Here is a 25531-nt window from a genome sequence, read left to right on the forward strand (position 1 = left end):
GGTGAACCGAACGGGAACGGCAAGGGGCCGAAGGTTCACCGTCCGGGCGACGTCACAGTGCAACAACGAAGTGCCGGGACGGGGTATGAGACAGCCGACAGTATCCCGGCACACCGGATCGAGCTCGGGTAGCCTGTAGCGCCACGTTTCGCGGGTGGACATCGCTGCGTGCACCCATGAGCGTGATGTCGATCGCACGACCCGATCACGCGCCGGGCCCGGCGCGGGTGCGCCTGCGAAGGCGTGCCGCACGCCGGTTGGGGACCCGGTTGGGGACCCGGTTGGGGACCCGGTTGAGGACGAGCCACGCACCGGGCCCGGCACGGCGTCCGGTTCAGCTCGGTCCGGCTCAGCTCGCTGGCGCCGAAACCGCACCGTAGGTCGTCGTACGCTCGCGCGCGGGCCGCCCCGCGAGCGCGGCGAGGTTCTCCAGCTCGGCGATAGTGCGCGCCGAGCCGTGTTCGGATCCTGCCATCCGGGAGATGGTCTCCTCCATGAGAGTGCCGCCGACGTCGTTGGCCCCGCCGCGCAGCACCTGCGCGGTCCCCTGCTCGCCGAGCTTGACCCAGGAGCACTGCACGTTGGCGATCCGGCCGTGCAGCGCCAGGCGCGCGAAGGCGTGCACCGCGCGGTTGTCCCGTACCGTCGGGCCCGGCCGGGCCACGCCTGCCAGGTAGATCGGCGCGTTGTGGTGCACGAACGGCAGAGCGACGAACTCCGTGAAGCCCGCGGCGCCGTGTTCGGCCGCCCTGTCGGCCACACCGGCGAGCGTGCGCAGGTGCCCGAGCCAGTGATCCGGCCGGTCCACGTGCCCGTACATCATCGTGCTGCTCGACGGCAGCCCCAGCCGGTGCGCGGTGCTGATCACGTCGACCCAGGTGGCGGCCGGTAGCTTGCCCTTGGTCAGGACCCACCGCACGTCGTCATCGAGGATCTCGGCCGCCGTGCCCGGTACCGAGTCGAGGCCGGCATCGCGCAACTCGGTCAACCACTCGGCGACGCTGACCCCGGCCTTGGAAGCAGCCGAGACCACTTCCATCGGGGAGAACGCGTGCACGTGTATCCCCGGCACCCTGGCCTTGATCGCCCGCACGATCTCGGCGTAGTACGTGACAGGAAGCTTCGGGTCGATCCCGCCCTGCATGCACACCTCGGTCGCCCCGGCGGCGGCTGCCTCGGCCGCGCGGTCGGCCACGTCCTCCGCGGACAGCCGGAACGCGTCGGAATCCCGCTCGCGCTGCGCGAAAGCGCAGAACCGGCACCCGACGTAGCACACGTTGGAGAAGTTGATGTTGCGGTTGACCACGTAGGTCACGTCCTCGCCTGCCACATCGGCACGCAGCTCGTCGGCGAGCCCGGTCAACGTGTCCAGCGCAGGGCCGTCCGCGGTCAGCAGCGCCAGCGCCGCGTCGGCGTGCGCGGGATCGAGCAGCGCGGCAGGGTCGCGGCGGGCGAGGTCGAGCCCGTCGCGGGCATCGGATTCGATACGTTCCGGGGCGCCGCGATCACGCACCGCCTCGCGCAGCATCTCCCAGTCGCCGTACACGCTGTCGAAGTCGCCGCGCCGGTCCTCTGTCCTGCCCTCGGTGTCGATCGCGGTGTGCAGGTCGGCCCTGCCCGTGGTCTCGAGCCCGCCGTCCGGCTCCTGCCACGGCCTGCCCTTGACGACCGAGTCACCGGCAGCGAGCCCGTCATCGGCCGCGAGTGCGCCGACGTGCTCGTGCAGCCGGATATCGATCCACTTCTCGGCCGCGTTGACGTACCGGGGATAGGCGGTCAGCCGCTCACGCAACTCGAATCCTGCCTCGGCCGTCCACCCGGCCAGCTCGTCGATCCGCGGCCACGGGCTCTCCGGGTTGACGTGGTCCGGGGTAACAGGAGAGACGCCGCCCCAGTCGTCGATTCCGGCACGAAGCAGCAGGGCATGCTCCTGCCCGGCAAGGTTGGGCGGGGCCTGAATGCTGACCCCGGGCGGCATCAACAGCCGCGCCACCGCGACGGTGGCGGCCAGCTCCTCGAGGTTCGTGTCCGGCTCGGAGCGCATCGCGGTATCCGGCTTGGCGCGGAAGTTCTGCACGATGACTTCCTGGATATGGCGGTACTGCCGCGCGCGCTGCCGGATCGCCAGCAGCGACTCGGCGCGCTCCGTGTGGGTCTCCCCGATCCCCACCAGGATGCCGGTGGTGAACGGCACGCCGACTCGCCCGGCGTCGTCCAGTACCCGCAACCGGACGGCCGGCTCCTTGTCCGGGCTGCCGTAGTGCGGTTGCCCTTTCTGGGACCACAGCCGCTCGGCCGTGGTCTCCAGCATCATTCCCATGCTCGGCGACACCGGCTTCAGCCGCTGCAGCTCCTCCCAGCTCATCACCCCCGGATTCAGGTGCGGCAGCAGACCGGTCTCCTCGAGTACCGCGATCGCGCACGCGCGCACGTAGTCCAGTGTCGAGTCGTACCCGCGCGCGGCGAGCCACTCCCGTGCCTGCGGCCAGCGATCTTCCGGGCGGTCCCCCAGGGTGAACAGCGCTTCCCTGCACCCCGCTTCGGCTCCGGCCCTCGCGATCTCCACGACCTCGTCGCGCTCCAGGAACAGCTGGTCCAGCTTGCCCGGAACGGAGACGAACGTGCAGTAGTGACACCGGTCCCTGCAGAGGTGGGTGAGGGGAATGAACACCTTGCGGCTGTAGGTCACCACACCGCTGCGCCCCTGGTCCGTCGTGTGCGCCGCACGCACCCGCGAGGCCGTGGCGAGCAGGCGCTCCAGATCATCGCCCCGCGCGTGCAGCAACGTCGCCGCTTCGGACACATCCAGCGGCACACCGTCCTCGGCGCGCCGCAAGGCACGGCGCATCGCGGACGTCGTCGGCGCGGAGTCGGAAGTGGGGTGGGGTGTGGAATCAGCCATGATCGCGAGACTACGACTCAGGTCGCCGTACTGGCCAACAGTCTTGCGGTCTCGCGGGCTGCCGTCAGGCTGCCGGTGATCCGTCCACGCGGGCCGGCCGCTCCGCTGCGCGAGCACGATCACCGACCCAGCCGGACGTCGCCGTACGGGACGTGACGGCAGTCGGGACCTGCCCCGGCGGGTCGGCAGCACGGTTCTGAGCAGCGGAATCGGCGCGCTCGCCGGAAGCACGCCTACTCGCCGCACGGAGCAGCCCGGCGCACAACCCGGCCACACCGAGCCCGACCGCGATCACCCCGACTGGCCCGAGAAGACCGAACGGGACACCCGCCTGTGTTGCCTGCGCCACAAAAATCGGCGCCTCCGCCACGGCGCCCCCGGAAACACTCGCCAACCCTGACATGGCACCCCCAGAAACACTTGCCTGCTCCCCAACAGCGGCCCCGGCAGCGACCCCGGGGGCAACCCCAGCGGACGTGAGGAGCCAGCCGAGTACGAGCGCGCTACATGCTCCCGCGTGCCGAACGCTCCGCATCAGCGACGGAACTCGACTACGCACCGAAGCACCTCCAGCGATACACATCCCTCGTTCGAGCGAGGCACGAGTAACAGTGACGATCAGAAACTACCGGAGGTGAGTAACAGGCGGGAGACCACCCCGCTGAATCACGCACGACCCGGCCTTGCCGCCGCGGTACGCCGCATCGGCGACCGCGCATCCCCATAGTGCACGTCCCCGCTCGCGAAACACGCCATACCGCACGCGTGTCGCCTCTCCCCAGCCCCGAACCACTCCGACGAGCGACACCGGGCGCCCCGCGTCCCGCGCGGCACAGCGGATCTCAGCGCAGCGCCCAGTCGAACGCGATCGTCACCGGAGCGTGATCGGACCAGCGCTGGTCGTAGCTGGGTGCGCGCTCGACCCGTCCGGACACGGCCTTGCCTGCCAGGGTGGGTGTCGCCATCTGGTAATCGATCCGCCAGCCTGCGTCGTTGTCGAAGGCCTTGCCGCGATAGGACCACCAGGAGTACGGCCCCGGCCCCTCCGGTTCGAGTGCGCGATGCACGTCCACGTACCCGGCCTCGTCGAGCACCCTGGTCAGCCACGCCCGCTCCTCCGGGAGGAAGCCTGCGGTCTTCTGGTTGTTCTTCCAGTTCTTCAAGTCGATCTCGGCATGGGCGATGTTCCAGTCGCCTGCGACGAGCACCTCCTTGCCCTCCGCCTCGGCGTACTCGCGCATCGTCTTGAGGTACCGCAGGAACTCGTCCAGGAAGCGTTCCTTCTCGTCCTGGCGGGCCGTACCCACCTCACCGCTCGGCAGGTAGAGGCTGCCGACGACCAGGTTCTCGAACTCGTACTCGAGGTAGCGGCCCGCCGCGTCGAACTCGGTGGAACCGAACCCCACGCGCACCTCGTGCGGCTCCCGGCGGGACAGCAGGGCCACCCCGTTTCTCCCCTTGTCCGCGGCGGGCGCGATGGTGCGATGCCATCCTTCCGGATCACGCACACCGGCAGCCAGCTGGTCCGGCTCGGCCCGGACCTCCTGCAACGCGACGATGTCGGCATCGGTGCCGTCCAGCCAGGACGTGTACCCCTTGCGGGCCGCTGCGCGCAGGCCGTTGACGTTGACCGTGGAAACCGTGAGCACGCCGGCAGCGTACCGGCCACCCCCGACGGAGGGGCCGCTCCGGTCGGCTCGCGCCCGGCCGGGGCGGCGGAAGCGGCGGAAGCCGCCCCTCAGCCCGCCCGCTCCGCGAGCGCGTCCGCGTGGCAGGGTTCCGGCGCGCACCAGCAGCCGAGCGCACGTCCGGACAGCTCGCCGCTACGCAGCCTGCGTACCAGCTCATCCTGCTCGTCGAGCCACCGCTCGTAGCTACGCTTGGCGGCAGCACGGTCCGTCCGGGCCTGCTTGACGAACGGGCTGGCGAAGTCGGACCCGGGCCAGGAGTGCCGGGGGCCGGCGTGCCCCACGTAGGTCAACAGATCCTGTCGCACCAGCCAGGGCACGAGACGTTTGTGCGGGCCGGACTTGCGAACGTTCACCACGGTCGTGCGCCCGTCGAGCACCCGTGCCGCGCGTTCGCGCTCATCTTCCGTCCAGGTGGCGGACTCGTCAGGCAGCCGCGCGTGCGTCATGGCTCCCCTTACTCGTGCCCCCCGGGAAGGCGCAGCCGCGGGGCCTGCTCGGCGAGCATGTCGAGCTCGGCGTGCAGGTGCTGGAAGTCGCTGTCACCCGTGGACTCCAGCGCGATCGCCGAAGCGCGCTCGACCGTGGCTGCGAAGTCGGCCTCCGCCGCCCGCAACCGCTCGACGATGCGTTCCGGGGTCGCCGCCTGCTCCTCGTGCTGGGAAACGCCGCTGTCGAGCTGCTGGCCGAGCCGCGCCAGCCGCAACGCCTCGGCGAGCTCGCCGTCCAGGCGTTCACCGATATCGGCGAGCCAGTCCCGGCTCCGGCCTGCCGGAACCGTACGCACCAGCTCGTGGAAGGCGTGGACGGACGCGGCGCAGGCCTGGTAGTGCCGACCCCACCGGCTGGAATCGTCCAGGTCCGAGGCGTCCAGTCGCTCGGCGTGCGCCGAGCGTGCGCGGGCCGAGCGTTGTTCCTGCTCGGTCGGCGCGCACAGCCATGACCGTGCGCCTTGCTGGGCGAGCGCGCCCAACGCGGCACCCGGCACCGCCCCCGCGACGAGCAGCACGGCCAGCACCAGCAGCGCCGCGCCGATACCGGTGCCACCGAGCGCGCCGCCGAGCACGACCGCGCCGGGCACGACTGCCGCACCGACCACGGCACCGGCACCCCAGCCCGCGCGCGCGAGCCCGTGGACGAGCGGACCGCCCTTGACGGACGTGCGGTCGCGCCAGTCCACGTGTCGCGCTCGATCCAGTTCCCCACCGTTATCGGCCAGTTTCAACGACCACCTCCAACGCCTGACACCAGTATGCCTGCGGGGCCGTCGGCGCGTCGCCGGCCGGGCAACGGCGGGTCAGCGCGAGGCCATCTTCTTCTGCAGGTTCTCGTCCAGGCTCGTGAGGAACTCGTCTGTGGTCTGGAACGGCGTGTCGTCACCGACGATGAGCGCGAGATCCTTGGTCATCCTGCCGCTTTCCACGGTCTCGATGACGACCTGCTCGAGCGTGCGCGCGAACTCGGCGACCTCCGGCGTGCCGTCCAGCTTGCCGCGGTGCTCCAGGCCGCGCGTCCACGCGAAGATCGACGCGATCGGGTTGGTCGAGGTCTCCTTGCCCTGCTGGTGCTGCCGGTAGTGCCGGGTCACCGTGCCGTGCGCGGCCTCGGCCTCGACGATCCTGCCGTCCGGGCTGCGCAGCACCGAGGTCATCAGGCCGAGAGATCCGAAGCCCTGCGCGACGGTGTCCGACTGCACGTCACCGTCGTAGTTCTTGCACGCCCATACATAGCCGCCTTCCCACTTCAGCGAGGCCGCGACCATGTCGTCGATGAGGCGGTGCTCATAGGTCAGGCCCTTGGCCTCGAAGTCCGCCTTGAACTCGGACTCGTAGATCTCGGCGAAGACGTCCTTGAACATGCCGTCGTAGGACTTGAGGATCGTGTTCTTCGTCGACATGTACACCGGCATGTTCCGGTCGAGCCCGTACTGCAGGGACGCGCGGGCGAAATCCTCGATGGACTTGCGGTAGTTGTACATGCCCATCGCGACGCCGCCGCCTTCCGGGTAGCGGGCGACCTCGAACTCCATCGGTTCGGAGCCGTCCTCCGGCGTGTAGGTGAGGGTGAGCGTGCCGGGACCGGGCACCTTGAAGTCGGTGGCCTTGTACTGGTCGGCGTGCGCGTGCCTGCCGATGATGATCGGCTTCGTCCAGCCGGGCACCAGACGGGGGATGTTCGAGATGATGATCGGTTCGCGGAACACCACGCCGCCGAGAATGTTGCGGATCGTTCCGTTCGGGCTGCGCCACATCTTCTTCAGCCCGAACTCCTCGACCCGCGCCTCGTCGGGAGTGATTGTCGCGCATTTCACACCGGCGCCGTGTTTGGCGATCGCGTTCGCCGCGTCGACCGTGACCTGGTCATCCGTGCGGTCGCGCTCGGAGATGCTGAGATCGTAGTACTCGAGATTCACATCCAGGTACGGGTGAATCAACTTGTCCTTGATGAACTGCCAGATGATGCGGGTCATTTCGTCGCCATCCAGCTCGACGACGGTCCCCTGGACTTTGATCTTGCCCATGAGCGCCGGGTGCTCCTCTCGCGGATCTTCGCGTCTCTAGTTATCAGCCCTGCGGTGGTCCGTCCGCCTGCCCGGTAGGCGGGTCCGCCTGTCGGCGGCCGCGACTACCCGGCAGTGCTCCGGCGGGCGGGACAGAGCTCGACGTCAGCACTTCTTAGCGGTACAAGCGTACTGGTAAAGGAGCAGCCTGTCGCCCGTCCCCTGGTTACCCAGCAGTAATGCCTGCTGGCGCAGCACTCACCCCATCGTGCTATCCGTGACCCGTCCGCGTCGACGCTCGGCCGGACGCTCGACCGGACGCTCGCCCGGGCGCGGGAGCGAAGCCCTACTGCTTCTCCACCACGAACTCCCCGCACCCCGGGGAGTCGACATCGCCACGCAGCCGCGTGGTCCCCCGCGCGATCGCATCGCTGATGACCAGGGGGGTCATCGCGTAACCGTCCGGTCGCTCGATCCAGCGCTCGGGGGTGAACTCCACGGTGCCGTCCTCGTCAACGGTGACGCGCGCCAGGAAGCTTCCCTCCGCGACTCCCGGGTTGTGGCTGAGCTCGAAGAACTCGACGACCAGCCGCCCCTGGCCATCGCCCTGGCTACCCCCGTCGATGACCAACGTCATACCTTGCTGACCCTGCGGGCACGTGTACTCCCCCTGCCACGTGCCGGCCAGCATCTCGACCAGCTCTGCCCCGTCGAAGGTGACCGGGGCCGCGGAACCGGCGATCGTGTCCGTACAGGCGCCGAGCACGAGCACCGCGGGCGCGAGAGCGGAAACGGCGTACCGGAGACACCGGCGATCCAGGCGCATGGGCCCACCGTATCGCCGGCACACCCGTGCCCCGTATCTCGCAGCGCCGGTCAGCTACACGCCCGGATGCGCGCCGACGGCGTCGCGGATATCAGCTCCCTTGGCGGCATCGGCCGAACGCGCGCAATGGGCGCAACAGAAGAACCGGCCGTCGACCTCCACGCCGTGCCCGAGCACCCGGCACCGGCAGTGCTCGCACTCCGGTGCGATCCGCTGCGCGGCACACTCGATGGAGTCGAATACATGTGTGTGACCGCTGGACGTGCGCACCTCGAAGGCCATCCAGTAGTCGTTCCCGCACACCTCGCACGTACCCACAACGGCACCTCCTGTCCTGACTGGGCATGCGGCACGCCGCCAACCGGCGCCCGCTCACCGTCAAAGGGTGCTCCTCGTGCTGGTGGCCGGCAACTCGAACGCGTCGCCGTGGCTCAGCGTTCCCGGCGCGCCACCCAGACGACATCGGGCTCGCCCCGCCGCACCTCGACCGTCTCGGTACGCACCTCGGCGAACTGCGCGCGCAGCCGCGCGGTAAAGGTCGCGTCGTCCTGCGCACCCCACACCGACAGCAAACCTCCCGCGCGCAGCCGCGACCACATCAGCTCCACCCCGTCCGGGGTGTAGAGCTCGGCGTTGCTCTCGCTGACGGTCCAGCTCGGCCCGTTGTCGATATCCATGCACAGCGCGTCGAATCGTTCGTCCGTGCGGCCGAGCCACTCGAGCAGGTCGGCCTCGACCACCCGCACCCGATCGTCGGCGAGCGCGTCCCCGTGCACCTGCCGCAACGGCCCCGTCGTGTTCCACGCGACGACCGCCTTCTCCCGCTCGACGACGACGACCTCGCCCACCGCCGGGTGGTCCAGGGCGGCCCGCAACGAGTACCCGACCCCCAGCCCGCCGATCAGGACGCGCGCACAGCCTGCCTGGCGAGCGCCGATCTCGTCGGCGACACTGGTGATCATCAGGCGTTCCGACTCGCCGTCCCGGGTATCCATGAGGAACACGCCGTCGGCGATGACCTCGTAATGTTCGTCGGCCGAACGCAACGCGATGACCCCACATACGCCGTCGGCCGTATCGATGACCTCAGCCACGCACCCACGGTATCGGGACCCGCTCACCACACCCGGTGGACCGGGTCGCCAACCATCGACGCGCAACAGCGCGCTCTCCTACCCTGGGACGCGCAAGGAGGTGGTCGGCATGCAAGCGACGACAGGGGACCAGATCCTCATCCACGGCCGTACCGTCGGTGCTGGGGAACAACAGGCCGAGATCCTCGAGGTGCGTGGCGACGACGGGCATCCGCCGTACCTCGTCCGGTTCTCCGACGGGCACGAGAGCCTGATCTATCCCGGTCCCGACAGTGAGGTCATGCACCCGAACCGTTAGCCCGTCAGTGGAACGGGCCGCCGGTGATGGTCAGCGCTACAGACATGATCATCAGCCCGAAGGCCGAGTAGTACGCAACATCGACGGCGCGCCCGCGGATCACGAGAAGGCCCGCGCGCTCCGTGGACAGCACCGCACGTAGCAGCGCCGCCGCCAGCAGCGACAACGCGATCAGGGCCGCGCCCTCACGCCAGTGGTACTGCGCGATACGCACCATGCCCGCCGCCACCATGACCAGCACCACCCCGAAGGGCAGGTGGGCCACCACGGGCTGCCGCCAGCGGGCGAGCCGCGAGACCATCACGCACCTCGACCCGCGAGGACCTGACCACGGGCCCGCTCGGCGGCCTCCACGACGTTCGTGAGCAGCATCGCTCGCGTCATCGGCCCGACCCCACCCGGGTTGGGCGACAGGTGGGCAGCCACGTCGGCCACACCCGGCGCGACGTCGCCGGTCAGCACGCCGTCCACCCGGGAGACGCCCACATCGAGCACGGCCGCCCCGGACTTGACGTGGTCCGGAGTGATCAGGTGCGGTACGCCAGCGGCCGCGACGACGATATCCGCGCGGCGAGTCTCCGCGGCCACATCGCGCGTGCCGGTGTGGCACAGCGTGACCGTCGCGTTCTCCGACTTGCGCGTCAGCAACAGGCCGAGAGCGCGACCGACCGTGATTCCCCTGCCTACCACTGCCACGTGGGCGCCTGCCAGCGGAATGTCGTAGCGGCGCAGCAGCTCGATGATGCCGCGCGGGGTGCACGGCAGCGGCCCCGGCTCCCCGAGCACCAACCTGCCCAGGCTGCTCGGAGCCAACCCGTCGGCATCCTTGGCCGGGTCGATACGGGCCAGGACCGCGCCGGTGTCGATGTGTCCGGGAAGGGGGAGCTGCACGATGTAGCCCGAGCACGCGGGGTCGGCGTTGAGCTCATCGATCACCGCTTCCAGCTCTGCCTGCGACACGTCCCCGGGTAGCTCCCTGCTGATCGAGCGCACGCCGACTGCCGCGCAGTCGCGATGCTTCGACCGCACGTAATTCTGCGAGGCCGGGTCGTCCCCCACAAGCACCGTAGCCAGCCCCGGTACCACGTCTTGCTCGGCAAGGGCGGACACCCTGGGCTCGAGCTCGGCGAAGATGGCGTCCTTGGTTGCCTTCCCATCCAGCAGCGTGGCCACAGCCTGCCCTCCAACGTCCGGTTCGATCCTCATCCCGTGCCGCGGCTCGCGGGACGCGCCAGCACGCCGGCCGTACCACGTGCCCCAACGCGCTCATTCTCGCAGAGCAGCCGACCGGCCCCGCTCCCTGTGCGGGATCGATGCGCAGGCCGTCGCGGCCAGCGCGAGAAGCAGCCCGACGACCGTAGCCACCGTGACGTCCTCGTCGTGGGCGGGCAGGAAGACATCCAGCAGGAACGAGCCGGCAAGCTGACCCGCGACTGTCGCGAGCCCCAGCACGAGCACCCCGGTCCAGCGCACCACGACCGCGGCAACGGCGATGACCCCGATGCCGATGAGGCCGCCGGTGTAGAGCATCGGATGGGTGGGCGCGCCGGTAGGACCGCCCCTGAGTACCAGCGACACCACCCATGCCAGGACAAGGAACGATGTACCGACCGCGAAGTTGACCAGGGTCGCCGTCATGGCGTTGCCCGAGGCCGCACTCACCCGGCCGTTGACGGCCTGCTGGACCGCGATGGCGAAGCCCGCGACGATCGGCAGGACCAGCAGCCACGCGCCCGCGCCTGCCATCACGATGCCGCCTCGCATCGTGATCACCACAGCCACCAGCATGACCGCCGCACCGACCAGGCGTGGCACGCTGATCGCGCGCGGCCCGGCAGGCCCGAGGCCGATCCTGTCCACGACCAGCCCGCTGATCGTCTGTCCCGCGACGACACCGACCGTGAACAAGGCGACACCGAGCACGCCGACGGTGACCGACTGGCTGGCGACGAGCATCGCACCGCCTGCACCTCCGAGCAGGTGCCACGGAGGCAACGTGCGACGAACCAGGGCATCGGCCAACCTGCGCACCCCGCCGCGCATATCGGATACGAAGGTCAGCAGTGCCAGCAGGGCGACGAGCCCACCGCCGAACGAGATCACCGCCGCCAGCATCGAGTCACCCAAATCGGTGGCAAGCTGACCGTTGATACGCGCCTGGACGGCGAGGGCTCCTCCCGCGGCGAGTGCCAGAGCCACGCCCGGGAACTTCCTCGTCTGCCACTTACCGTCCGCGGAGGTGACGATTTCGCTCATCCTTCACAATCGACCCGCCGCAAGGGCTGTGCTTGTCACACGCCCCTGTGCAGAATCCCTGGTTACACGTCAAGATGTTGAGGTGGCACACGCGACACAGCTCAACGCAACGGAGCAGGACACCCTGGTCAAGCAGATTGGCCTCGCCCTGCTGCGGGCAGCCCCGCAGGATTGGCAGAGCATCACTGCCGAGTACCGCGCCGTTGGCAAGTACCACGAGCTCGACGGCGAGGTTACCTTCACCGACGGGACCACCCGCGAGTGGATCGCGACCCACGACATCGCGTCGATGTTCGGCAAGCTCCGCGCGGGGATGTACCGCGACCAGCGCGGCACTTGGTTCAACGCGGTGTACCAGCTCGATGCTCCGGCGAGCTACAACCTGGAGTACGACCGGGACGAACCGCAATGGAACATGGAGCCACCGCCACAGGCTTACTCGGATGAGCTGCGCATGTTCCCCCGCTCCGACGACAACGTCCCGGAGTGGTTGATGCGGCGTCTCGCCGGCCTCGGCCCAGAGCGTCCCGGCCCGCGGTTCCGGTTCGCGCGCGTGTTCGACGGCACCGGCCCCTCGGGGCGGCCGCTGATCAACCGCGCGGAACTGGACAGCGACGAGCGGGAGAAGGTTCTCGAGTACCTCAACACCGCCCCCGTCGTGCTGCCGGGTAACGGCGTGGACACCGACCGGCTCAGCGGGCAGTCCGAGCCGACCGTGCCCGTGGCCTTCCACAGCGACGGGACATGGATCTGGCCTGCCGCGGTCAACTACTACCTCCGCGAGCACGGCGTCGCACCCGAGCCCGACCTGGTCGCGCACATCCGCGCCAACGGCTTCACCGTTCCCGAGGTCACCCAGGAGCAGCGCGCGGCGGCCAGCAGCTACGTCGCAGGCGGCAGCAACCAGCAAGCCCAGCAAGCACCGCCTCCGCCACCACCCCGTCACCAGGCCGCGCCCCCACCGCAGGCCGAGCCGCACCCCCAGCCGGGTGGAGGTGAGCCCGCGGACCGGCACGCGGCAGGCCCGCCGTCGGGCAGCGAGGCGCAGGCGGCCGCGCTCGCCGACTTCCCCGTGATCGAGCGGCTCGCCAGCAAGCTCGACGAGCTGGGAGTGGATCGCGCACGCTTCCGGATCGGCGAACCGGCCCGGCACGCGTGGAGCCTGGAGCAGGTCGACAACGGGTGGCGGGTCGGCTGGTACGACGAGTCACTCACCAACCCTGCGGTCTTCGGTGACGCCGAGGACGCTGCCGCGTTCATGCTCGGCAAGCTGCTGCTGGCAGAACAGCCTGCGGCGCAAGCCACCGGTGCCGAGCGAGCCCAGCACGAGGCTGGGCCTGCTGCTGGGGCGGCTGCTGGGGCGGCACCGTCCCAGCAGCTTCCCGAGACGGCTTCCCAGCCGTCGAAGGCCGGTGGCACGCCCGCACAGCCGGGTCCGGGACAGCAGTGGCCGATCCAGCCACTGCCGGGCGAGCCCCCGCTGACCCTGTTCCGAGGCAAGGAGATCCGCCAGCTACCGGCCGGCAGCGAGCTGGACCGGTTCGGCTCTCCCGACGGCAACCTCACCTACATCGCGGGGACCCCGTTCGAGGAGCGATCCCTGGTGCCCGAGTGGGTGCACCGGACCTATCACGTCTACCGGGTGCAGCGCCCCATCGAAGCGCTCACCGGCGTCGCGATCCCGTGGTTCAACCAGCCGGGTGGCGGTCACGCGTACTTGCTGCCGGTGTCGGTACAGGAGCTCCTCGACAGCGGCGTGCTGATCGAGCTCGAGCCCGGCGACCCACCCGTCGACTAGGGAATGCTGAATGACGCTTCCAGTCCGTCTCGCGAGTTGAATGCGTCATTCAGCGCTCCAGCGCAGGCCGTGGGCGGCGGCGAAGGCGAGGGCGGTCTCGGTATCGACGTGAGCGCCGCGCAACGAGGCCTGGACGAGGCCGTCGGCGTCCAGCACGGTGCCCCGGAGGTCGGCGGAGTCGAGCCGGGTCCGCAGCAACCGGGCACCGGAGAGGTCCGCGTTCCGCAGGTCGACCTCCCGCAGGTCGGCCTCGCTCAGGTTGGCCTCCCTCAGCCGTAGCCGGGACAGGTCGGTCCCGCGCAGATCCGCCCCGCCGAGCCCGACCAGGGTCAGGTCGCTGTCGACGACGGTGACCGGACGTATCCGGCAGTCCACGATCGTCGACCCCAGCAAGCTGCACCGATACCACGAGCTTCCGCCAAGGCTCGCCCGCTGGAACGTGCACGTACGAAACGCCGAGGACGCGTGGCTCGACTCGCCGAGATCGGTCCGGACGAACGTACAGTCGGTGAACGTGCACCCCTGGGTACGAAGACCGTGCAGGTCCGCCTCGGTGAAATCACAGCGAAGGAAGTGCCGATCGACCCAGGTCTCGCCCGCGCACACGGCATCCCGGTAGTTCGCGCCGGTCTCGGTGACGGCGTCGATGTCAGCCATGCGGCCAGGTTGGCACAGCGGGCCGACACCGGCCCCGGTGCCGACCGGCACCGCTCACCGGAAGTCCCGGGAGGCCGAGGGGATCCGCAGGTCCAGATGCTGCAGCCGGTCGGCGAGCACGCTGACCACTCCCGCCCCGTGCTGGTCGTGCTCCACCACCCCACGGATCAGCAGCGCCGTGCTCGACCGCGCCACACGGTGGTAGCGCCCCCACAGCCCCGGGGAGCACACCACGTTGACCATCCCGGTCTCGTCCTCGATGTTGAGGAACGTCACCCCGCCCGCCGTGGCCGGACGCTGGCGGTGAGTCACCGCACCCCCGATCAGTACCCGGCTGCCGTGCTCGACCGTGTGGAGACGCTCCGCGGGCAGCGCCCCCAGCTCCTCCAGGTGCTGCCGGAGGAACTGCGTCGGGAAGCTGTCCGGCGACAGCCCCGTCGCCCAGACGTCGGCGACAGCGAGCTCGACGGGGTCCATCCCGGGCAGCTCGGGGGCAGCCGTCCCGACGCCGGTGCCCGGCAACGTGCCGTCCTGTTCCCGCGCCACGGCACCGGCGCCCCACAGCGCCTTACGCCGGTCCGGTTCGAAACAGTGCAACGCACCGGCCGTGGCGAGCGCCTCGAGTTGCGCCCTCCGCAGCCGCACCCGCCGCGCCAGGTCGGCGGGGCTGGTGAACGGACCGCCACGGTCCCGCTCCGCGACGATCTCCGCTGCACCGTGCTGACCGAGCGAGCGCACCGAAGCCAGCCCGATACGCACCGCGGGCTCCTCGCTCCCCTCCCCGAGCGGTTCCAGCCCGGTGTGTGCGGCCGCGGCGTTGACGCACGGGCCGCGCACCGTCACGCCATGCCTGCGCGCGTCGGCGACCAGCGACTGGGGAGAGTAGAACCCCATCGGCTGGGCGCGCAGCAGGGCCGCGCAGAACGCCGCCGGGTGGTAGCGCTTGAAGTAGGCGCTGGCGAACACCAGATGGGCGAAGCTGAGGGCATGGCTTTCCGGGAAACCGAAATTGGCGAAGGCGAGCAGTTTCTCGTAGATGCGCTCGGCGAGCTCGGCACCCACACCGTTGCGCATCGCCCCCGCGCAGAAGCGTTCCCGCAGCCGTTCCATCTTCCTGGCCGAACGCTTGGCGCCCATCGCCCTGCGCAGCTCGTCCGCCTCGCCGGGACCGAAACCCGCCACGTCCACCGCGATCTGCATGAGCTGTTCCTGGAACAGCGGGATACCGTAGGTCTTGTCCAGCGCGTTCGCCAGCAACGGGTGCTCGTAGCTCACCTCTTCCTCGCCGTTGCGCCTGCGGATGTAGGGGTGCACCGCGCCACCCTGGATCGGGCCGGGGCGGATCAACGCGACCTCCACGGCGAGGTCGTAGAACGTCCCCGGGTTGAGTCTGGGCAGGGTGGCCAGCTGTGCCCGGCTTTCCACCTGGAACACCCCCACGGCATCGGCGCGGCGCAGCATCGCGTACACCTCCTGGTCCGCCAGGTCCAGCTGTCCGATGTCCACCGAGACGCCCTCGTGCTCGGCCACGAGGTCGGTCGCGTAGTGCAGGGCGGAGAGCATCCCCAGGCCCAGCAGGTCGAACTTGACCAGCCCCGCCGCGGCACAGTCGTCCTTGTCCCACTGCAGCACGGTGCGACCGTCCATCCGCGCCCGCTCGACCGGGCATACCTCGCTCACCGGACGGTCGGCGAGAACCATGCCACCCGGATGGATACCGAGATGGCGCGGGAAGTCACCCAGCTCGGTGGCGAGCCTGAGCACGGGTTCCGGCACGTCCCCGCCGGTGACCTGGGCCGTGTAGGGCTGGCCGTTGACCGGGCCCGGCCGCGTGCCCCGGCGCTCCACCTGCTTGCTCCAGGCGTCCTGTTGCCCCGGCGAGTACCCGAGTGCCTTCGCCACGTCCCGCACCGCCGAGCGGGCCCGGTAGGTGATGACGTTGGCGACCTGAGCGGCACGCAACCTGCCGTGCTTGGCGTAGACGTACTGGATGACCTCCTCCCGCCGGTCGGACTCGATGTCGATGTCGATGTCCGGCGGGCCGTCCCGTTCGGTGGCCAGGAAGCGCGCGAACAGCAGCCCCCACCGCACGGGGTCGACGTTGGTCACCCCCAGGGCGAAACACACGGCCGAGTTCGCCGCCGAGCCGCGTCCCTGGCACAGGATGTCGTTCTCCCGGCAGAACCGGACGATGTCGGCGACGATCAGGAAGTAGCCGGGAAAGCCCAGCTCGGTGATGACCGCCAGCTCCCTCTCGAGCTGGCGGTAGGCATCCGGGCAGGACTCGCGGCTGCCGTACCGTTCGAGCGCCCCGTAGTAGGTCATCTGGCGCAGGTAGCTGGCCTCGGTGTGCCCCGGCGGCACGTCGAAGGGCGGCAGTTCGGGGCCGATCAGGGTGAGGTCGAAGGAGCATTCCACACCCAGCAGGGCGGCCCGGCCGACCGCGCCGGGATAGCGGGCGAACCGCTCGGCCATCTCGGCTCCGGACCGCATGTGCGCGCCGTGTGCCGGAGGGAGCCAGCCGTCCATCTCATCCAGGCTGCGCCGCGCCCGGACAGCGGCCAGCGCGGCGGCCAACCTGCCCCGCTCGGGCGCCGCGTAATGCGCGACGCCCGTCGCCACCGTCGGCAGCCCGAACTCCGCGGCCAGCGTGGCCAGGACGTCGTTGTGCGCGCTGTCGGCAGGCATGCCGTGGTCGAAGAGCTCGACGAGAACGTTGTCCCAGCCGAACAGCTCACCGAGCTCCCGCAACCGGTCGGCGGCGGCCCGGTACTCGTGGCCGGACCGCGCGGTGCCCAACGCCGTACGCACGGCCCCCTTCCGGCAGCCGGTGAGCACGACGCAGTTCTCGGCCACCTGCTCGGCGACATCGGTGAGCCGGTAGACCGGCTTGCCCTTCTCCGCGGTTCCCCGCACCCCACCGCGATCGTCACCGTCCCCCTCACCCGTGCCGAGCTGGCCTTCCGTCAGCACCCGGCACAGGTCGCTGTACCCGCGCGGGTTGCGCGCCAGCAACAGCAGGTGCTCGCCCTCCGGGTCGGCGACACCGTTCTGCGGTTGTGACAGGCCGATGCTGAGTTCCGTGCCGAAGACCGTGCGCACGCCGAGCTCGTGCGCTGCCTGGGAGAAGCGCATCACCCCGTACATCCCGTCGTGATCGGTCAGCGCCACGGCATCCAGCCCGAGACGGGAGGCCTCCTCGACCAGTTCCTCCGGATGGCTGGCCCCGTCGAGGAAGCTGAAGTTGGAGTGGCAGTGCAGCTCGGCGTAGGGCACGCGGGTACCGGCCCCGGTGTGATCGTCCTCGCGTAGCGAGCGGAGGTCGTCCGGCCTGAGATAGCCCTCACGGCGTCGCGTCCACGCCGGACTGTCCGAACCGTCGCCCTGGTCGTCCGCGCGCCTCGGGCGACCGGACAGGGTTCGCTCCAGTTCGGACCACCGCATCGGCGGGTTGTACCAGCCCACTAGTCGTACACTCCCTCAACTATCCATCGTGGCTTTCCGTGCTCGCGCAGCAGCAGGAGCAGGGCCGGCCCGTCGCCCGTGGTCACCACCTGGATCCTGGCGCGCCGGCCCTCCGCCGCGCTGTCCCACCACCGCTCGTCCACCGGCCACGGCCCTGCCCAGCCGGTGATGTTCCTGGCTACCCCGTCCTCGACGGCCACGGAGTGTGGCCGAGAGGTGAGCGCACCCCGCGCGGTGAGGCTCACCGGTCTGCGCTCGTCGTCCAACACGGCGGCCGGTACCGGGCGGGCCGGCACCGTCGTCGGAGACGGCGCCGGGAGCCTGCCCGGCCACGGTGCCTGCTCCCCGGGCTTGCCGGGGGAGCTTCCCCAGGACACGAACTCGACCCGCTCGGCGGGTCCGCGCCCACCGGTCAGCACGGGAGTGCATACGCCTTCCGGGCCGAGCAGGGCTTGTACCCGGGTGAAGGCGCGGGAGGCCCGTTCCGTACCGGGGTCGTCCTCCGTCCCGCCTGCCGCACCAGCGCCGTGCCACAGGTGAAGCTGCAGCGCGGCACCGTGCACCAGTTCCTCCGGCACCAGCCGCAGGTGCACCACCCCGCTGCTCGGGCGGCCCCCGGACCCCGCCTGCAGCCAGCTCTCGAACTGCCAGCGCACCCGATCCGCCACGCCGTGCGCGGTCACCGGTCGCGCGGAGCGCCAGACCCGGTGGCGCTCCTCCCCTTCCTCGGTACGGGCATAGATACCCACCCTCGTGCAGGCCAGGTCCTGCGCGGTCAGGCCGGCATGCAGCCGGTCCGCCAGGGTCCTGGCCACGAACGCCGCCGTATCGACCCGCTCGAGCGGCGGATCGCAGTGTTGCTCGACAGCGAGCTCCTGGGCAGGCCTGCGCGGGGAGAGTGGGCGTTCGGCCGCACCGCGCGCGATCCGGTGCGCGAGCACCCCCTCGTGGCCGAACCGGGTAGCTACGGTGCGCTCGTCCAGCTCCGCCAGCCGGCCGAGCGTGCGCAGCCCCAGGCGCCGCAACAGGTCGACGAACTCGGTCGTGCTCTCGCCCTGCTGATCGAGCTCGGCGACCGGAAGGGGCGCCAGGAACTCCGCGTCCCGCCCCTCGGGCACGAGCACCCCTCGACGCGCGGCGAGCAGGGCGGCGAACAGGCCGTCGGCGATGCCTACCTGGCATTCCACCCCCGCCGTTGCCGAGACCTGCTCGGCCAGCCGCTCGCTGAACGCGTGTTCCGCGGCATCCGGTGAGTTCCTGCCCCCGAAGTACGCGGCCGCTCCCCGCACGGGAACGGCGACCACCCCGGGGCGTACCACGTCAACGCCGGGGACGAGCTCCTCGGCCGCGGCGACCACCGGCTCGAACAGCCGGGCGTCACGCGCGGGATCGGAGGCGAGCACCGCGACGTCGGGGCAGCGGGACTGCGCTTCCCGGCGCAGCATCCCCCTGCGCACACCGTTGCGCCGCGCCACGGCCGAACAGGTGACCACGCGGTTGCCCGCGAACACCGCGGCCGGCACATGCGGGGATACGCCGGCAGCCGCGGCCGCCGCGGTGACCGGCCAGTCAGGGCACCACAGCACGAGCACCCTGCCGGGGAAGGCGACGTGAGACGGCACCCGCTACCCCGCTTCTCGCACCCGAGACGTTTCCGTGCCACTCGAGTGAGGCGCGGCCACTCCCCCGGACGGGCCGGGAAGCAGCACGCTCACCCGGACGGGCTTCGCCGCGGCGCCCCTGCCGGAACCGTGCACGGTGACCGCACGCTCCCGCAGGTACCCGTAGCCACCCGACTCGTCGAGCCCGTACCAGCGTCCCGGCGTGCAGCGCAGCTCCAGCTCCGCCCCCGGGAAGGCATCGGCTGCGAGCAGCACGGCTTCCCTGTGCCGCGCACGCGCTGTCAACTTCTCGGTCTGCTGGCGCGACAGTGCGTGCCGCGCCAGCAGACCGTCCCCGAGAACGACCAGGTCGAGCCCGTCCAGCAGGGCCGCTGTCACCGACAGGAGCTCGGTTCCCTGCGCGGGCACCACCGCCAGCCTGCGCACATCCACGCCGAGCTCTGCCGCCGCGACCGCCCCGATATCGGGCATCCCCACGATCGCCGCCCACGACCCCCGTGTCGTGGCCTCGGCGAGTAACGCGAACAGCAGAGCACGCGAGCCTCGAACCGACACCGTGCTGCCTCTGCGCAACCCCCCGAGAGGAAGCGCAGCGGACAGCTCGGGGCGCACGGGAAGTAGCCGTCCCGTGGCCGGACCCCGCCCGGTGGCAGCGGCCATGTCGCTGGCCGTGCTCACCCCTGGCAACGACGAGAGCCGCGCGACCGCCCCGGTGGACCGAACCGAGCCGGACACGATCACCACCTCCGCTCAACCACACCGAAGGCAGCACACCTTGGCGGGCTCTCGTACACCACCTGACCAACAGGTATCGAACTGATGTTCGACACCGATAGTCAACCTCATCGCCCCGGTGCTGTCAAGCCGGCTGAGCGCGCGCGGTGGGAGCCGAAGGTGGCGTTGGGATCCTTCTAAGGAACCGCTGTCACCTTGGGCTCCTTCCAGCTGGCGCGGGGTGGTGAGAGCCGAAGGTGGCGTTGGTTCCATCTAGGGAGCCCAACGTGACATTGGGCTCCCACCCGGAGGGGAGATCAGTGCGCGAAGTGACGGGTTCCGGTGAGGTAGAGCGTTACGCCCGCGGCCTCGGCGGCCGCGATCACCTCGGCGTCGCGTACCGAACCGCCCGGCTGCACGACGGCGCGTACCCCGGCGTCGAGCAGCACCTGCAACCCGTCGGGGAACGGGAAGAACGCATCCGACGCGGCGACCGAGCCGCGCGCGCGGTCACCCGCCCGCTGCACAGCGAGATGCGCCGAGTCCACCCGGTTGACCTGCCCCATACCGACACCCACGGAGGCACGGTCGTCGGCGAGCAGGATCGCGTTGGACTTCACCGCGCGCACGGCACGCCAGGCGAAGGCCAGATCGGCCAACGTCGCCGCATCGGCGGCCGCGCCCGTGGCCAGCGTCCAGCTCGCGGGGTCGTCCCCTTCGGCATCCAGCGCATCCGCCGCCTGCATGAGCGCGCCGCCGGTGATCGGCCGCAGCTCGCGGCCACCGCGCCCCGGAGCAGCGCAGCGCAGGATGCGGACGTTCTTCTTGCGCCGCAGCACGTCGAGGGCGTCCTCCGTGTAGTCGGGAGCCACGACCACCTCGGTGAACACCTCGGCGATCTGCTCGGCGGCATCCAGCCCGACCGAGCCGTTGGCAGCGATGACGCCGCCGAACGCGCTGACCGGGTCACAGGCGTGCGCCTTGCGATGAGCCTCGGCGATGTCCGAACCGGTCGCCAACCCGCACGGGTTGGCATGCTTGATGATCGCCACGGCGGGCTCGTCGTGATCGTGTGCGGCGCGTACAGCCGCGTCGGCGTCCACGTAGTTGTTGTAGGACATCTCCTTGCCGTGCAGCTGCTCGGCATTCGCGAGCCCGCCCGATCCCGAGGTGTAGAGCGCGGCGTGCTGGTGCGGGTTCTCCCCGTAGCGCAGAACCGCCGAGCGCCGCCACGCGCTGCCCAGGAACTCCGGGGCCCGCGCCTGGTCGTCGGGAGCATAGGTGTCGGCGAACCACGAGGCGACCGCGAGGTCGTAACCCGCCGTGTGGGCGAACGCCTGGCCCGCGAGACGCTTGCGTTCGGCGAGGGTGAATCCTCCTGCCGACACCCGGCCGAGCACCCAGTCGTACTGTTGCGGGTCGACGACCACAGCGACCGAGGGGTGGTTCTTCGCGGCGGCCCGCACCATGGCCGGCCCGCCGATGTCGATCTGCTCGACACAGTCCTCCCCGCTCGCCCCGGAGGCGACCGTGTCCGCGAACGGGTACAGGTTCACCACGAGCAGGTCGAACGGCGCGATATCCAGCTCCTCCAGCTGCCGCCGGTGCTCCTGCTTGCGCACATCGGCAAGCAACCCTGCGTGCACACCGGGATGCAGCGTCTTCACCCGGCCATCCAGCGATTCGGGAAACCCTGTGACCTGCTCGACCGGAGTGACCGGCACGCCGGCGTCGCGGATGGCACCGGCGGTGCCGCCCGTCGAGACGATCTCGACACCGGCGGCGTGCAACCCGGTCGCGAGCTCTGCGAGGCCGGACTTGTCCGACACCCCGAGCAAGGCGCGTCGCACCACAGCTTGATCCGATGCACTCACCAGAAACTCACCTTCCGTCCAGTCACCGTATAGCGGTAGTGAGCCAGCTTCGCCACCACGTCGACGAGCAGCCTTCGCTCAACAGCCTTGATACGTTCGTGCAAGCTCGCTTCATCGTCCTCCGGTGCGATCGCGACCGGTTCCTGGGCGATGATCGGTCCGGTATCCACCCCGGCATCGGCGAAATGCACGGTGGATCCGGTGACCTTCACCCCAGCCGCCAACGCATCCGACACGGCGTGCATCCCGGGAAAGGCCGGGAGCAGCGCCGGATGTGTGTTGATCACACGGGACGGGAAACGAGCGAGAAACTCCGGGCCAAGGATCTTCAAGAAGCCCGCCGAGACGACGAAGTCCGGCTCGTACGCGGCAACCGCCTCGGTCAGCGCGCGATCCCACGCGGCGCGATCGCCGTGATCGGCCAGCCGCACGACGAAGTGATCCACCTCAGCGTCCGTGGCGCGCTGCAACGCCGCGATGCCATCGCGGTCGGCGCCGACAGCGACCACCCGCGCCGGGAAGCCTGCCTCCCTGGTGGACTCCAGCAACGCCTGCAGCAGCGTCCCCGACCCCGAGGCGAGCACGACGAGCCTGGCGACAGACCCCTCTTCCGGCGCGTCGTGCTGCACCTCTGCCTGCCCAGCACCTGCCGGTACTCGCCACGGACGTTGCAACGCCGCTCCTTGCCTGGACTCGCGCGGCTACGCGCACGGGATCGAACGGATGGCACAGCCAACCCTAGACATCACCCCACCACCGTCCCGCGCGCGGGACATCATGGGGTGATCTGGAATGCACCCCGAGCCCGCGCCACGGCATCACCCGCCGGCGGTCCGCTCCGCGGCATCCGCGGTGTACTCGCCCGCGTCAGCGATACCCGTGCCGCTGTCCTCGCCAGCCGGGGTGTCCTCGCCGGCCGGGGTGTCCTCGTCGTCCTCGGGGTCCTCGCCTTCCGCAGCGCGTACCGGTCCGCGGGTATCGGTATCCCCCTGCTCCCCCGCGCTCTCCCCGGCGGCCTCGGGATCCCGATGCCCGCCGTCGCGGTCCTCGCCGCCGGACCCCTGCTCCGCTACGGGGTCGGCAGGCGCGGCGAGCTGCTCAGCACCGTCGGGCTCGCCGACGGTGTCCCCGTCGGTGTCGCCGTCGGGCTCGCCGGTGTCCCCGCCGGTGTCGCCGACGGGGTCCCCGTCGCGCTCCCCGGCATCGTCCGCAGCGCCGTCGCCGTCCTCCGCACCATCGTCCGCAGCGTCGTCGTCCGCAGCGCCGTCGCCGATCCCGGCAGCGTCGTTCTCGGCAAGGTCGTTCTCGGCAGCATCCTCCTCGGCAGCGTCGTCCTCCTCGCCGGCATCCACACCCGCCTCGGCGGCGACCGCTCGCGGGCCCGCGAGCCAGCTGACGAGCCCCGCGGGAACCGCGATCCACCCGAACGCGGCGAGCGAGACCAGGGCGGCGGGGATCTCCATGGCACCGATCCCGCCGTCACCGAGCTGACCACCAGCCATCGAGGTCAACACGAGACATCCGAAGGCGGCACACACACCGGCGACGGTCACGCTGCGCAGCCGGACCACCGGCTGCGGATCCGAACGGCGCAGCACCCATCCGACGAGAACCCCCGCGCAGGCCGGGAGCGCCAGCAGCGCGGGCCACCACGCTCCGTACTGTTCCGGAACGGCGGCCAGCAGCGGCACCCCGGGTAGCGCGCCCCCGCTGAGCCCGAACGGGGTCACCGACACCGGGCCGATCGAGAAGCCCGGACCGGTCACGAAGGCCACCCCGGACAGCACGGCATTGGGCAGGTAGACGATGGACAGCAGCAGCATGCCGAGCCCACCGCCCGCCCCGAGGGCGTACTCGGCGAACGTGTCCCGCGCGGTTCCCACCGACAACGCGGCCGAGACCAGCAGGACCAGCATGCCGGCAGCCACAAGCGCGGCGACTCCGAGCAGGCCGGCACGCAAACCGCGCACAGCCGCCTCATCGATGTGGGCCCGGACATGGTCACGCAGGTCGACCCGCCGGGCAGCACCCACCGTCGCGGCGAGCCCGGCGAGCAACGCCGGGACCACGACCGCGGCACCCGTCTCCACGGTCACCGGCTCCGGCAGCACCAGCAACGCGACACCGCCCCCTGCCAGGCCGTGCGCGGTGGAGATCACCGCGATGACCATGAGCGGGTACGCAGGATCCGTTGCCCCCAACCGCGCGACGGCTCCGTGCGCCACCTTGGCCACGAGCGCGAAGATCGCGGCGGTCGCCGCCAGCGGCAGGACACCGAGCTCGTGACCGTCGATGGAGACCGGAACCTGGTACACAGCCAGCCATCCGGGCCCCGCAGCACGCAGCACCCCTGGTACGGAGGCGTCCGCCTGCTCGGCTGTCGCCGCGATCCCGGCGAGCACCGCTGCCACCGCGACGTAACCGGCAACCAGGGGAAGCGTTGCCGCGGCGAGGAGAACGCGCAGCCTGGCAACCACAGTCGCTACACCCGTCCCTCACATCGTGCGGCCCGACAGAAACCCTGCCACCACGATCGCACCGGAACGCCGCACAGCAGCCGCGGCACGCCGCCGGCAGCGCGACCCTGTGGGCATCCCCACCCTCCCGGGCTAGCGACGGTGGCGACCGTGTTGTACCGGGCACCCCGCGGCGCCGTCAGTCAGCGCGCTGCTCCCCCTCGGCGTGCTCTGAGCCGCTCTGCGCCTGCGTGGCGGAGTGATGGTGGAACTGGCCCTGGTGCGGTGCGTACTGCGTCGGCTGCGGCGACGGGACCTGCTCCTGCTGGGCGGAGGCCGGTCCGGCGAACTGGCCCGGCTGCGGGTACCCGGCCGCCGGGGATTGGGCCCCCTGCGCGGCAGGTGTGCCGAACGCCCCGTGCTGGGTCTGCTGCTGGGTCTGCTGCTGGGTCTGCTGCTGGGGTGGCATCTGCTGCCCGTACGGGCCCTGCACCCCCGGCTGCGCGTACTGGCCGGGCTGCGGTGGAGCCGGTCGCTGGGCCGGTTGCTGGCTCGGCGGCGGGAGCACGCCGTACTCGAGCAGCAACGCGACCACCGCCGCCGCCATCTGCAGGATCGCCATGATCAGCAACACCACGAGCGCCCCGGCCACCGATGCCGCGTCGATCATCGCGCTCAACGCCAGGAGGAATCCCGTCACGCTCAGCAACGCGGCGAACGGCAGGCTCCTCGGCCCGCCGGGAAGCGCGTGCAACGCGGCGAGAAGACCGCCGACCAGCAAGAACATCACCTTGGGGCTGGAAGCGGGCACGACATCAGCGAAGCTGACGAAGTAGCTGCCGACACCGAGGGCGGTGACGACAAGTGCCAGGATCAACCCCAGCGGTGGAGCGGGGCGGCCGGTACCACCGGATGCGTGCCCGGACATCGACGGGAGGAACTGAGTGCCCTGTGCCTGCGGGTTCGGCTGCTGCTGGTAGGCCTGCTGTGCCTGCTGGGGGCCCTGCGCCGGGAACCCGCTGCTCGGCATCGTCATGTCTTCGCTCCTGTGTCGTCGTCACGGGTCGGGTCATGCACCGGTGGACGAACGCGCGCACCCCGTCGCTCGCCCCAGCGGGACCGCGCCGTCCACCCGCCGCACGACGCTCCCTCAGCTCCGGTAACCGGCTGCACCTGCAGCTGACAGGGCGGACGCTAGCCCACCCCGCACGGTGGGACGGACGCGGGCCCGGTCCGGTTCCCCGGCATACGAGCGGGGCCGGGCACACAGTCACTGTGCCCGGCCCCGCTCGCCGTGTCGATCCCTACGAACCGCTCAGAGTTGTTTGTAGAGTTCGCGGGCGAGTTCGGCTGCTTCGCTGGGGGTTTTGCCGACGCGTAC

At 70.6% G+C, this 25531-nt stretch carries 21 protein-coding genes; 2 read left to right on the top strand and 19 right to left on the bottom strand.

Annotated elements, in window-relative coordinates; translation table 11 throughout:
- Window positions 1–349 precede the first annotated feature (349 nt).
- From H0B56_RS21490 to H0B56_RS21525, 8 genes are all read right to left on the bottom strand, one after another.
- Window positions 350–2902, bottom strand: coding sequence for a bifunctional FO biosynthesis protein CofGH (locus H0B56_RS21490; protein WP_180894905.1), 2553 nt, complete (start codon window positions 2900–2902; stop codon window positions 350–352).
- Between the two features lie 842 nt (window positions 2903–3744).
- The gene (locus H0B56_RS21495; RefSeq protein WP_180894906.1) at window positions 3745–4551 is read right to left on the bottom strand and encodes an exodeoxyribonuclease III; all 807 of its coding nucleotides are present in this window, start codon (window positions 4549–4551) and stop codon (window positions 3745–3747) included.
- 89 nt (window positions 4552–4640) lie between these two features.
- Window positions 4641–5039 (bottom strand): DUF4326 domain-containing protein, encoded by a 399-nt coding sequence (locus H0B56_RS21500; protein WP_180894907.1) that lies wholly within the window; start codon window positions 5037–5039, stop codon window positions 4641–4643.
- An 8-nt stretch (window positions 5040–5047) separates the two neighbouring features.
- Window positions 5048–5770 carry a hypothetical protein gene (locus H0B56_RS21505; protein ID WP_180894908.1) on the bottom strand — a complete coding sequence of 241 codons (723 nt, stop codon included), beginning with the start codon at window positions 5768–5770 and terminating at the stop codon, window positions 5048–5050.
- Window positions 5771–5887: 117 nt separating this feature from the next.
- Window positions 5888–7111, bottom strand: coding sequence for an NADP-dependent isocitrate dehydrogenase (locus H0B56_RS21510; protein ID WP_180894909.1), 1224 nt, complete (start codon window positions 7109–7111; stop codon window positions 5888–5890).
- A gap of 325 nt (window positions 7112–7436) precedes the next feature.
- Window positions 7437–7916 carry a hypothetical protein gene (locus tag H0B56_RS21515; protein WP_180894910.1) on the bottom strand — a complete coding sequence of 160 codons (480 nt, stop codon included), beginning with the start codon at window positions 7914–7916 and terminating at the stop codon, window positions 7437–7439.
- Window positions 7917–7970: 54 nt separating this feature from the next.
- Complete coding sequence (locus H0B56_RS21520) at window positions 7971–8234, bottom strand: Prokaryotic metallothionein (RefSeq protein WP_180894911.1); 264 nt, start codon at window positions 8232–8234, stop codon at window positions 7971–7973.
- A 113-nt stretch (window positions 8235–8347) separates the two neighbouring features.
- A complete protein-coding gene (locus tag H0B56_RS21525) occupies window positions 8348–9010 on the bottom strand; it encodes a spermine/spermidine synthase domain-containing protein (RefSeq protein WP_180894912.1) in 663 nt (220 codons plus the stop codon).
- Between the two features lie 109 nt (window positions 9011–9119).
- On the opposite strand from H0B56_RS21525, the gene H0B56_RS21530 reads away from it, so the two are divergent.
- The gene (locus tag H0B56_RS21530; RefSeq protein WP_180894913.1) at window positions 9120–9308 is read left to right on the top strand and encodes a DUF1918 domain-containing protein; all 189 of its coding nucleotides are present in this window, start codon (window positions 9120–9122) and stop codon (window positions 9306–9308) included.
- A gap of 4 nt (window positions 9309–9312) precedes the next feature.
- Here H0B56_RS21530 and H0B56_RS21535 read toward each other — a convergent pair whose 3' ends face one another.
- Genes H0B56_RS21535 through H0B56_RS21545 form a run of 3 tightly spaced genes read right to left on the bottom strand, consistent with a single transcriptional unit; the run spans window position 9313 to window position 11564 of the window.
- On the bottom strand, window positions 9313–9609 hold the full coding sequence (locus H0B56_RS21535; RefSeq protein WP_180894914.1) for a DUF3017 domain-containing protein: 297 nt from the start codon (window positions 9607–9609) through the stop codon (window positions 9313–9315).
- Window positions 9609–10514: a bifunctional methylenetetrahydrofolate dehydrogenase/methenyltetrahydrofolate cyclohydrolase gene (locus H0B56_RS21540; RefSeq protein ID WP_180894915.1), complete on the bottom strand. Its 906-nt coding sequence runs from the start codon at window positions 10512–10514 to the stop codon at window positions 9609–9611. Before H0B56_RS21540 ends, H0B56_RS21535 begins: the two co-directional genes overlap by 1 nt.
- Before the next feature lie 60 nt (window positions 10515–10574).
- Window positions 10575–11564, bottom strand: a complete 990-nt coding sequence (locus tag H0B56_RS21545; protein ID WP_180894916.1) for a DMT family transporter — start codon at window positions 11562–11564, stop codon at window positions 10575–10577.
- Between the two features lie 82 nt (window positions 11565–11646).
- On the opposite strand from H0B56_RS21545, the gene H0B56_RS21550 reads away from it, so the two are divergent.
- Window positions 11647–13362: a glycohydrolase toxin TNT-related protein gene (locus H0B56_RS21550; protein ID WP_180894917.1), complete on the top strand. Its 1716-nt coding sequence runs from the start codon at window positions 11647–11649 to the stop codon at window positions 13360–13362.
- Window positions 13363–13407: 45 nt separating this feature from the next.
- Here H0B56_RS21550 and H0B56_RS21555 read toward each other — a convergent pair whose 3' ends face one another.
- The 8 genes from H0B56_RS21555 to H0B56_RS21590 form a co-directional block, all read right to left on the bottom strand.
- On the bottom strand, window positions 13408–14019 hold the full coding sequence (locus H0B56_RS21555) for a pentapeptide repeat-containing protein (RefSeq protein WP_180894918.1): 612 nt from the start codon (window positions 14017–14019) through the stop codon (window positions 13408–13410).
- Window positions 14020–14073: 54 nt separating this feature from the next.
- Window positions 14074–17484 (bottom strand): error-prone DNA polymerase, encoded by a 3411-nt coding sequence (locus tag H0B56_RS21560; RefSeq protein WP_180894919.1) that lies wholly within the window; start codon window positions 17482–17484, stop codon window positions 14074–14076.
- Window positions 17484–19106 (bottom strand): DNA polymerase Y family protein, encoded by a 1623-nt coding sequence (locus H0B56_RS21565; protein WP_343063995.1) that lies wholly within the window; start codon window positions 19104–19106, stop codon window positions 17484–17486. The genes H0B56_RS21560 and H0B56_RS21565 overlap by 1 nt, the downstream gene beginning before the upstream one ends.
- A gap of 3 nt (window positions 19107–19109) precedes the next feature.
- Entirely contained in the window at window positions 19110–19841 is a 732-nt protein-coding gene (locus H0B56_RS21570) for a hypothetical protein (RefSeq protein ID WP_343063996.1), read from the bottom strand.
- A gap of 296 nt (window positions 19842–20137) precedes the next feature.
- On the bottom strand, window positions 20138–21697 hold the full coding sequence (gene purH / locus H0B56_RS21575) for a bifunctional phosphoribosylaminoimidazolecarboxamide formyltransferase/IMP cyclohydrolase (RefSeq protein ID WP_219633047.1): 1560 nt from the start codon (window positions 21695–21697) through the stop codon (window positions 20138–20140).
- Window positions 21691–22323, bottom strand: coding sequence for a phosphoribosylglycinamide formyltransferase (gene purN / locus H0B56_RS21580; RefSeq protein ID WP_180894962.1), 633 nt, complete (start codon window positions 22321–22323; stop codon window positions 21691–21693). Before purN ends, purH begins: the two co-directional genes overlap by 7 nt.
- Window positions 22324–22512: 189 nt before the next feature.
- The gene (locus H0B56_RS21585) at window positions 22513–24171 is read right to left on the bottom strand and encodes a cell division protein PerM (RefSeq protein ID WP_180894921.1); all 1659 of its coding nucleotides are present in this window, start codon (window positions 24169–24171) and stop codon (window positions 22513–22515) included.
- Between the two features lie 178 nt (window positions 24172–24349).
- Window positions 24350–25186, bottom strand: a complete 837-nt coding sequence (locus tag H0B56_RS21590) for a DUF5336 domain-containing protein (RefSeq protein WP_180894922.1) — start codon at window positions 25184–25186, stop codon at window positions 24350–24352.
- Window positions 25187–25531 lie beyond the last annotated feature (345 nt).

Source organism: Haloechinothrix aidingensis (assembly GCF_013450155.1).
GTDB lineage: Bacteria > Actinomycetota > Actinomycetes > Mycobacteriales > Pseudonocardiaceae > Haloechinothrix > Haloechinothrix aidingensis.

Excerpts from the sequence above, each read along its gene's own strand:
- H0B56_RS21545 (WP_180894916.1), bottom strand. The coding sequence starts at position 11,564 with ATGAGCGAAATCGTCACCTCCGCGGACGGTAAGTGGCAGACGAGGAAG.
- H0B56_RS21510 (WP_180894909.1), bottom strand. The coding sequence starts at position 7,111 with ATGGGCAAGATCAAAGTCCAGGGGACCGTCGTCGAGCTGGATGGCGAC.
- H0B56_RS21555 (WP_180894918.1), bottom strand. The coding sequence starts at position 14,019 with ATGGCTGACATCGACGCCGTCACCGAGACCGGCGCGAACTACCGGGAT.
- H0B56_RS21530 (WP_180894913.1), top strand. The coding sequence starts at position 9,120 with ATGCAAGCGACGACAGGGGACCAGATCCTCATCCACGGCCGTACCGTC.
- H0B56_RS21540 (WP_180894915.1), bottom strand. The coding sequence starts at position 10,514 with ATGAGGATCGAACCGGACGTTGGAGGGCAGGCTGTGGCCACGCTGCTG.
- H0B56_RS21515 (WP_180894910.1), bottom strand. The coding sequence starts at position 7,916 with ATGCGCCTGGATCGCCGGTGTCTCCGGTACGCCGTTTCCGCTCTCGCG.
- H0B56_RS21500 (WP_180894907.1), bottom strand. The coding sequence starts at position 5,039 with ATGACGCACGCGCGGCTGCCTGACGAGTCCGCCACCTGGACGGAAGAT.
- H0B56_RS21490 (WP_180894905.1), bottom strand. The coding sequence starts at position 2,902 with ATGGCTGATTCCACACCCCACCCCACTTCCGACTCCGCGCCGACGACG.
- H0B56_RS21590 (WP_180894922.1), bottom strand. The coding sequence starts at position 25,186 with ATGACGATGCCGAGCAGCGGGTTCCCGGCGCAGGGCCCCCAGCAGGCA.
- H0B56_RS21535 (WP_180894914.1), bottom strand. The coding sequence starts at position 9,609 with ATGGTCTCGCGGCTCGCCCGCTGGCGGCAGCCCGTGGTGGCCCACCTG.